Raw genomic sequence first — 9,236 nt, 5'->3', positions numbered from 1 at the left:
ATCACCGGGGAGTTGGTTTTGTCAGCCGCTTCCATGATGGCGCGCATCTGCTCGAGGTTGTTTACGTTATAAGCGGGCACACCGTAACCATGCTCGGCGGCGTGATCCAGCAGTTGCCGCATCGATATCAGGGCCATTGGGTTTGTCTCCTTGGTTTATTTAATGTCTTCGACAGACTCCGCTTTGGAGTATGCCTGTGTTTCTGAGTCTGCTACGAAGGGCGAGGCAGGTCTTTCGCGGAACCGCTACAAGCACATCCATGTGCGCTTATTCTCGGCCATCCATGGCCTCGCAAATTCCGCGAAAGACCTGCCTCGCCCTTCTTGCGATTCTGGCCCCGGCTTTGCCACCAAAGCTGAATCGATCTTTGTTCATGCACCGCGCTCTTCTAAAACTGCGACAGCCGGTAGTGTTTTTCCTTCCACAAACTCCAGGAAGGCACCGCCGCCGGTGGAAATATACGAGATTCTGTCACTCACACCGTACTTGTCAACGGCGGCAACCGTGTCTCCGCCGCCAGCCAGAGAGAAAGCATCGCTTTCGGCGATGGCTCTGGCCAGAGACTGGGTGCCGTTGCTGAACTGGTCAAACTCGAAAACGCCGACCGGGCCGTTCCAGAGGATGGTTTTTGATGACTTCAGCAGGTCTGCGAATTTGGCGGCGGTTTCCGGGCCGACGTCGAGGATCATGTCGTCCTCGGTGACGTCATCGATTTTTTTGACGGTGGCCTGTGCGGTTTCGGCAAACTCGCTGGCGACGACCACGTCAACCGGCAGCGGGATTTCAACGCGGGAGGCGATTTCCCGGGCGGTTTCGATCAGGTCGTGTTCGCACAGGGATTTGCCCACCGGGTGGCCGGCAGCGGCCAGGAAGGTGTTGGCGATGCCGCCGCCGACGATGATGGAGTCGCAGACTTTTTCCAGGGCGTTGAGTACGTCGAGCTTGGTGGAGACCTTGGAGCCGCCAACAATCGCAACTACCGGCTTGGCAGGGTTGTCCAGGGCCTTGCCCAGTGCTTCCAGTTCCGCAGCCAGCAGCGGGCCGGCGCAGGCTTCGGGGGCGAAGCGGGCGACGCCGTGGGTGGAGGCCTGGGCGCGGTGGGCGGTGCCGAAGGCGTCCATGACGTAGACATCGCAGAGGGCTGCGTACTTTTTGGCAAGCACTTCGTCGTCTTTCTTTTCACCTTTGTTGAAGCGCACGTTTTCGAGCAGCACGACTTCACCTTCGGCCACTTCAAAACCGTCCAGGTAATCGGTGACCAGCCGGACTTCCATGTCCAGCAGGTTGCAGAGATGCTCGGCAACCGGCTTCATGGAGGAGGCTTCATCGTATACGCCCTCTTCCGGGCGACCCAGGTGGGACATCAGCATGACTTTGGCACCGGCGTCGATCGCCGCCTTGATGGTGGGCAGCGAGGCGCGGATGCGGGCGTCGCTCGATACTGCCCCATTCTTTACCGGCACGTTCAGATCTTCACGGATCAGTACCCGCTTGCCGGCAAGGTCCAGGTCGTTCATTCGTTTGATGGTCATAGATTGTTCCCTTGTTTTGCCATGACATGAGCTCATGGGGTCTGACCCCATTCGGGGTCAGACCCCTTTTAGCCGGCCCCTTTGGCCCCTTTCAGCCAGACGCAGCTGACATCCAGCATCCGGTTGGCGAATCCCCATTCATTATCGAACCAGCACAGCACCTTTACCATGGTGTTGCCGGTGACGCGGGTCTGGCTACCGTCCACGATTCCGGAGTGGGCGTCGTGGTTGAAGTCGGAGCTGGCCAGGAGTTCGTCGGTGTAGCCCAGGATGCGTTTCAGCGGGCCGTGGGCGGATGCTTTCAGAAGGTTGTTCACCGCTTCCACGGAGGTGTCCTGCCGGACATTGACCACCATATCGATCGCGGAAACGTTCAGGGTGGGCACGCGCATGGCCACGGAGCTGAACCTGCCTTCCATGTGGGGAAGCAGGCGTTCAATACCTTTTGCCAGGCCGGTATCCACCGGAACGATGTTGTGCAGGGCGCTGCGGGTGCGGCGCAGGTCCTGATGGTGGTAGGCGTCGATGACCGGCTGATCGTTCATGGCCGCATGGATGGTGGTGGTGGTGCCCTGCTCCACGCCCAGTGCGTCATCCAGAATCCGGATAACGGGTACCACACAGTTGGTGGTGCACGACGCGGCCGCCACAATCCGGTCGGCTGGGGTTAACTGTTCGTGGTTGACGCCATAAACCACGGTGCGGTCGACATCAGATTCGGCTGGCTGTGAGAACAGCAGGCGGCTGGCGCCCGCTTTCAGGTGCTGCTCTGCGGTCGCCCGGTCGGTGAAGGCACCGGAGCATTCCAGCACCAGATCCACGCCCAGTTCAGCCCATGGCAGATCGACAGCGTCGGCATGGCGCAGCACCCGGATGCGGTCGCCATTTACCAGCAGCGACTCGCCCTCAACCGTCACTTCACCCTGGAACCGGCCATGAGTGGAATCATAGCGGGTCAGGTGGGCAATGGTGTCGATATCGGCCAGTTCGTTGATTGCGACGATCTGCAACTGGTCACGAAACCGGTTCTCGTAGAGCGACCGCAGGACACACTGGCCGATACGGCCGTATCCATTGATAGCGATGCGATACGGTGCAGCGTCAGTCATCAGGCTTCCAGCAGGTCCATAGCGGTCGCGACAACGTTTTCGACGGTAAACCCGAACTCCTTGAACAGGTCACCGGCAGGCGCGGATTCACCAAAGGTGGTCATGCCTACAATGCGGCCGTCCAGGCCAACGTACTTGTACCAGTAGTCGGCAATTCCGGCTTCAACCGCAACACGGTTGGTGACTTCCAGGGGCAGGACCTCCTGCCGGTAGGCCGCGCTCTGGGCATCGAAGATGTCGGTGCTTGGCATCGAGACCACGCGCACATTATTACCCCTGTCACGAAGCCCGGCAGCGGCATCCTGGGTCACGCCGAGTTCGCCACCGGTGGCAATCAGGATCAGATCCGGCGTACCTTCGCTGTCAGACAGGATGTAGCCACCTTTGGCAACCTGCCGCAACCGGGTTGCGTCGCGATCCTGATGCGGCAGCGCCTGGCGGGAAAATACCAGCGCGGTCGGGCCATCGGTGCGCTCAAGGGCCGCTTTCCAGGCGACGGCGGATTCGACGGTGTCGGCCGGGCGCCAGGTGCTCATATTGGGCGTAGTGCGCAGGCTGGCCAGTTGTTCAATCGGCTGGTGTGTGGGGCCATCCTCACCCAGACCAATGGAGTCATGGGTGAACACCAGGATCGAGCGCTGTTTCATCAGTGCCGCCATGCGCACCGCATTACGACAGTAATCGATGAAGGTCAGGAAGGTAGCGCCGTAGGGCACCAGCCCACCGTGCAGGGCGATACCGTTCATGATGGCCGCCATGCCGAATTCACGGACGCCGTAGTAAACGTAATTACCGCTGGCGTCATCCCTGGTCAGCGGCTTGCTGTCGTCCCAGATGGTAAGGTTCGAGGCGGCCAGGTCGGCCGAGCCTCCGAACAGTTCCGGCAGCAACGGACCGAAGGCGTTCAGGGTGTTCTGGGATGCCTTGCGGCTGGCGATGGTTTCGCCCTTGGCCTGACATTCCTCAATGTAGGCCTGGGCCTTGTCGGCAAAGCCAGCAGGCAGATTACCGGCCATCCGGCGCTCGAACTCGGCCGCCAGTTCCGGCTCGGCCTTCTGGTAGGCCGCAAAGGTCTGCTTCCACTCGGCTTCCGCGGCTGCGCCCTGCTCATGGGCATTCCAGGCACTATAGATGTGATCCGGGATTTCAAACGCCGGGTGCGGCCAGCCCAGCTCCTTGCGGGTCAGGGCCACTTCGTCTTCACCCAGCGCGGAGCCGTGGCTGCTTTCGGTGCCCTGTTTGTTGGGCGAGCCGAAACCGATAATGGTCTTGCAGCAGATCAGCGTTGGCTGGGTGGTGTTGGCACGGCCGGCCTCGATCGCTGCTCGCACAGCCTCCGGATCATGACCGTCTACTGCGGGCACCACATGCCAGCCGTAGGCCTCAAAACGCTTCGGAGTGTCATCGGTAAACCAGCCTTCGACTTCGCCATCAATGGAAATGCCGTTGTCGTCATAAAACATGATCAGCTTGCCCAAGCCCAGGGTGCCGGCAAGGGAGGACACTTCATGGGAAATGCCTTCCATCAGGCAGCCGTCACCCAGGAAGGCATAGGTGTAATGGTCAACCACCTTATGGCCGGGGCGGTTGAACTGTGCCGCCAGGGTTTTCTCCGCCAGAGCAAAACCGACCGCGTTGGCCATACCCTGACCCAGCGGGCCAGTGGTGGTCTCGACACCCGGGGTGTAACCGAACTCGGGGTGGCCCGGAGTTTTCGAATGCAGCTGACGGAAATTTTTGATGTCGTCGATAGATACGTCGTATCCGCTCAGGTGCAGCAGTGAATACTGCAGCATGGAGCCATGGCCGTTGGACATCACAAACCGGTCGCGGTTGGCCCAGTTCGGGTTGGCCGGATTGTGGCTGAGGAAATCATTCCAGAGGACCTCGGCGATATCCGCCATACCCATGGGTGCGCCCGGGTGGCCGGATTTGGCTTTCTGAACCGCATCCATGCTCAGCGCGCGAATGGCGTTGGCGAGATCTGTGCGAGACGGCATTGACGTTTTCTCCAGTTTTGGTCAGCGATATGACGCGTAATAAAGGAACAGCAAAAAATAAGGCGCGTATTTTGGCCGATTAGTGACCACCGGGGCAAATGAATCGACGCATCAGAATCTATATCAATTTTTTTTGATATTGATATTGATCCCGCCCTGGATCCGCCCTAGACTGCACTCCATGACCCCGACAGCCGCAGCTTCAGCATCGGAATACCCGTCCCGCCCGGAAAACCCGGACCAGGTCGGCATTCTCGCGCCCATTTTCAAGGCGAGCGGCGACCCCCTGCGGCTGGAAATTCTGCGGGTGCTGCGCCGCGATACTTTCGGCGTTCTGGAACTGAGCCAGCTTTTCGGCATGCGCCAGTCCGGCATGAGCCACCATTTAAAAGTGATGCACAAAGCCGGGTTGCTGGAGCCCCAGCGTGAAGGCAACGCCATTTTCTACCGCCGGCCACTTCATCTGGACAGCGACAGGCTGGTAGACCATACCATCCGGCAGATTTTTGATGCGGTGGACCGTATCCCACTGGCGGCGCATCTGCAGGAAAAGATCCACGCCATCCGCAACCAGCGCGCAGACCAGTCCCAGGCATTTTTCGCCCGCTATGCGGAAAAATTCCGCGAACAGCAGGAGCTGATTGCCGCCTTCGAACTCTACGCCAGGCCGGTTGCCGAACTGATCGGCCAGCGCGCCCCGAAGCAGCGCTGGAAAACAGCCCTGGAAATCGGGCCGGGCGAGGGGGGCTTTCTGCCGGTGCTGTCGCAGACCTGCGCACAGGTGACGGCGCTGGACAACTCCCGCGACATGCTTGCCAAGGCAACCCGCACCTGCATCGACGAGGGCCTGAACAACATTGACCTGATTGAAGGGGTCACCGAAAACCTGCGCGCCCGTGGCGATGCCTTTGACCTGATCGTCGCCAATATGGTGCTGCACCATGTCCCCAGCCCGGCGGATATTTTTGTGGATGCCTCGGCACTAATGAACAGCGGCGGTTGCCTGGTGATCAGTGACCTCTGCAGCCACGACCAGGACTGGGCAAAAGCAAACTGCGGTGACCTGTGGCTGGGCTTCGAGCCCGAAGAACTGACCAGTTGGGCCCATGCCGCCGGACTGGTCACCGGCGAATCCCTGTTCATCGGATTACGCAACGGGTTCCAGGTGCAGGTCCGGGAATTCTGGAAACCGCCGGAGCCAGGCTGAATACAAAAGTTATACGCATATCAAAGTTTTTTGATATAGAATCCGGTACGCTTCGTACAGTAACCTGCAACAACGCTCAGAGAGGAAAAGCACCTATGGCTGATTACAGCATCTTTACTTCCGAATCGGTCTCAGAAGGCCATCCTGACAAACTGGCAGACCAGATTTCCGATGCCGTACTCGACGCCATCCTTGTGGACGATCCCCATGCCCGGGTCGCCTGCGAAACCATGGTAAAAACCGGTGTCGCGATTGTCGGCGGTGAAATCACCACCAACGCCTGGGTTGACCTGGAAGATCTGGTCCGCGGCGTTATCAAGGACATTGGCTATACCTCCTCGAGAGTGGGCTACGACGGCGATACCTGTGGTGTGATCAACATCATCGGCAAACAGTCAGTTGACATCGCCCAGGGCGTTGACCGCCAGAAGCCGGAAGATCAGGGTGCCGGCGACCAGGGCCTGATGTTCGGCTACGCCAGCGACGAAACCGAAGTGCTGATGCCCGCGCCGATCACCTTTGCCCATCGCCTGATGGAGCGTCAGGCCGAAGCCCGCAAGGGTGGCGTGCTGCCCTGGCTGCGCCCGGACGCCAAGAGCCAGGTAACCTGCAGCTATAAGGATGGCCGCGTATCCGGCATTGATGCCGTGGTGCTGTCGACCCAGCACGATGAGGATGTGTCCCAGGCCGACCTGAAAGAAGCCGTGATGGAGCTGATCGTCAAACACGTGCTTCCGGCTGACCTGCTGCACAAGGACACCCAGTTTCACATCAACCCGACCGGCAAGTTCGTGATTGGCGGCCCGGTTGGTGACTGTGGCCTGACCGGCCGCAAGATCATCGTGGACACCTACGGCGGCATGGCCCGCCACGGCGGCGGCGCCTTCTCCGGTAAAGATCCGTCCAAGGTCGACCGCTCCGCCGCTTATGCCGGCCGCTATGTGGCCAAGAACATCGTTGCCGCGGGTCTTGCCGCCAAATGCGAGATTCAGGTGTCCTACGCCATCGGCGTGGCGCAGCCAACGTCGATTTCACTGAACACCTTCGGCACCGGCAGGATCAGCGACGACAGGATCATCCAACTGGTTCGCGAGCACTTCGATCTGCGCCCGTTTGCGATCACCAACATGCTCGACCTGCTGCACCCGATGTATCAGCAGACCGCAGCCTACGGCCACTTCGGCCGCGAGCCACAGGAAGTCACCGTGGGTGGTAAGACCTTTACCACTTTCCCCTGGGAAAAGACCGACCGCGCTGCCTTGTTGAAGGACGCCGCGGGTATTTAAAGAACTGATTTTTGCCACGGAAGGACACGGAAAAAAGAAAAGACAGAGATTGTTTGCCACTAAATCCACTAAAGAACACGAAAGTAAAAGAATGCTTTTATTTATTCAGTCTTTTTTAGTGTTCTTTCGTGGATTTAGTGGCCAGAAAAATCTTTTCCTTCCGTGTCCTTCCGTGGATTCCGTGGCTAACCGATTAAAAACACACAGGAGTACACCATGAGCACACCAGCAGAAAAACTGCAGCAGTTCGACGACTACAAGGTTCGCGATATCACCCTGGCGGCCTGGGGCCGCAAAGAGATCAATATCGCTGAAGGCGAAATGCCCGCGCTTATCAAGCTGCGGGAAAAATACCGGGGCGAGCAGCCGCTGAAAGGCGCGAACATCATGGGTTGTATTCACATGACAATTCAGACCGCGGTACTGATTGAAACCCTGATAGACCTCGGCGCTAACGTACGCTGGTCATCGTGCAACATTTTCTCCACCCAGGATCAGGCCGCAGCCGCCATCGCTGAGCGTGGCATCCCCGTGTTCGCATGGAAGGGTGAAACCGACGAGGAATACGACTGGTGCCTCGAGCGTACCGTCGGTGCCGACGTGGACGGCTGGGAGCCCAACATGATTCTGGACGACGGCGGTGACCTGACGGCCCTGCTGCATGAGAAATACCCGGAAATCCTGCGTAACTGCCACGGTGTTACCGAAGAGACCACCACCGGCGTTCACCGGCTGCAGGAAATGATGCGGGAAGGCACACTCAAGGTACCGGCCATCAACGTCAACGATGCCGTCACCAAGTCCAAGAACGACAACAAGTACGGTTGCCGCCACAGCCTGAACGATGCCATCAAGCGCGCCACCGACCACCTGATGTCCGGCAAGAAAGCCCTGGTCATCGGCTATGGTGACGTCGGCAAGGGCTCCGCGGCATCCCTGCGCCAGGAAGGCATGATCGTCAAGGTCACGGAAACCGATCCGATCTGCGCCATGCAGGCCTGCATGGACGGCTTTGAAGTGGTTTCACCCTACATCGACGGCGTCAACACCGGCACCGAGGCAGGCGTCGACAAAGCCCTGCTGCAGAACACCGACATCCTGGTCACCTCTACCGGCAACATGAATGTGTGCGATGCCAATATGCTCAAGGCGATCAAGACCGGCGCGATCATTTGCAACATCGGCCATTTCGATAACGAAATCGATACCACCTACATGCGCAAGAACTGGGAATGGGATGAAGTAAAACCGCAGGTTCACGTGATCTACCGCGACAAGGCGACCAATGACCACCTGTTGCTGCTGTCCGAAGGCCGGCTGGTTAACCTGGGTAACGGTACCGGCCATCCGTCACGGATCATGGATGGTTCTTTTGCCAACCAGGTTCTGGCCCAGATGCACCTGTTCGAGCGCAAGTTTGCCGACCTGCCGGAGGAGACCCGGGCGAAAGGCATTTACGTGCAGGTTCTGCCCAAGCACCTGGACGAGGAAGTCGCGCGTGCCATGGTGGAAGGTTTCGGTGGTGTCATGACCAGGATGACGCCGGAGCAGGCCAAGTATATCGGCGTGCCGGTCGAAGGCCCGTACAAACCTGAAAGCTACAAGTACTGATCGGGTAACAGCATGGAAACCCAACAGCAGTTCAGGCGCCGTTTCAGCTTCGAGTTTTTCCCACCCAAGACAGACCTGGGCAAGGAAAAGCTGCAGACGGTGCGCAGCAAGCTCGCCAGAGTTGAGCCTGATTTTTTCTCGGTCACTTTTGGTGCGGGCGGCTCGACCCGCGACCGCACCATTGAGACCGTGCTCAACCTGCACAAGCAGGGCATTTCCACGGCTCCTCACCTCTCCTGCGTGGGCGGTACCCGCGAGGAAATCCGGGAGCTGCTGGATCTTTACCGGGAACACGGTGTTAACCGGATTGTCGCTCTCAGGGGCGACATGCCTTCGGGTATGGCTGTGGCCGGCGATTTGCGCTACGCCAACGAGCTGGTCAGCTTTATCCGTGAGCACAGCGGCGATGCCTTTCATCTGGAAGTGGCAGCCTACCCGGAGTTTCATCCGCAGGCAGGCTCCGCCGAAGAAGATCTGAAAAACTTCGCCCG

General features: G+C 59.1%; 8 protein-coding genes. 4 read left to right on the top strand and 4 right to left on the bottom strand.

From position 1 onward, the window contains the following. The 4 genes from VJ956_RS12575 to tkt all read right to left on the bottom strand — a co-directional run. A partial coding sequence (locus VJ956_RS12575; RefSeq protein WP_324085389.1) for a class II fructose-bisphosphate aldolase occupies positions 1 to 137 on the bottom strand: 137 nt, incomplete at its 3' end. A 234-nt stretch (positions 138 to 371) separates the two neighbouring features. Beyond that, the gene (locus VJ956_RS12570; protein ID WP_324085388.1) at positions 372 to 1,532 is read right to left on the bottom strand and encodes a phosphoglycerate kinase; all 1,161 of its coding nucleotides are present in this window, start codon (positions 1,530 to 1,532) and stop codon (positions 372 to 374) included. Between the two features lie 68 nt (positions 1,533 to 1,600). Continuing rightward, positions 1,601 to 2,641, bottom strand: coding sequence for a type I glyceraldehyde-3-phosphate dehydrogenase (gene gap, locus VJ956_RS12565; protein WP_324085387.1), 1,041 nt, complete (start codon positions 2,639 to 2,641; stop codon positions 1,601 to 1,603). After that, positions 2,641 to 4,641, bottom strand: a complete 2,001-nt coding sequence (gene tkt, locus VJ956_RS12560; RefSeq protein WP_324085386.1) for a transketolase — start codon at positions 4,639 to 4,641, stop codon at positions 2,641 to 2,643. Before tkt ends, gap begins: the two co-directional genes overlap by 1 nt. A gap of 181 nt (positions 4,642 to 4,822) precedes the next feature. On the opposite strand from tkt, the gene VJ956_RS12555 reads away from it, so the two are divergent. The 4 genes from VJ956_RS12555 to VJ956_RS12540 all read left to right on the top strand — a co-directional run. Then, complete coding sequence (locus VJ956_RS12555; RefSeq protein WP_324085385.1) at positions 4,823 to 5,848, top strand: metalloregulator ArsR/SmtB family transcription factor; 1,026 nt, start codon at positions 4,823 to 4,825, stop codon at positions 5,846 to 5,848. 95 nt (positions 5,849 to 5,943) lie between these two features. Continuing rightward, on the top strand, positions 5,944 to 7,134 hold the full coding sequence (gene metK, locus VJ956_RS12550; RefSeq protein WP_324085384.1) for a methionine adenosyltransferase: 1,191 nt from the start codon (positions 5,944 to 5,946) through the stop codon (positions 7,132 to 7,134). Positions 7,135 to 7,350: 216 nt separating this feature from the next. Next, entirely contained in the window at positions 7,351 to 8,745 is a 1,395-nt protein-coding gene (gene ahcY / locus VJ956_RS12545; protein ID WP_324085383.1) for an adenosylhomocysteinase, read from the top strand. A 12-nt stretch (positions 8,746 to 8,757) separates the two neighbouring features. Then, a partial coding sequence (locus VJ956_RS12540; protein ID WP_324085382.1) for a methylenetetrahydrofolate reductase occupies positions 8,758 to 9,236 on the top strand: 479 nt, incomplete at its 3' end.

Origin of the sequence: Marinobacter sp., from assembly GCF_035268745.1 — a bacterium.
Lineage (GTDB): Bacteria > Pseudomonadota > Gammaproteobacteria > Pseudomonadales > Oleiphilaceae > Marinobacter.
Note: the sequence above shows the minus strand (reverse complement) of the source record. Positions and strands in the feature narration are given on the sequence as shown.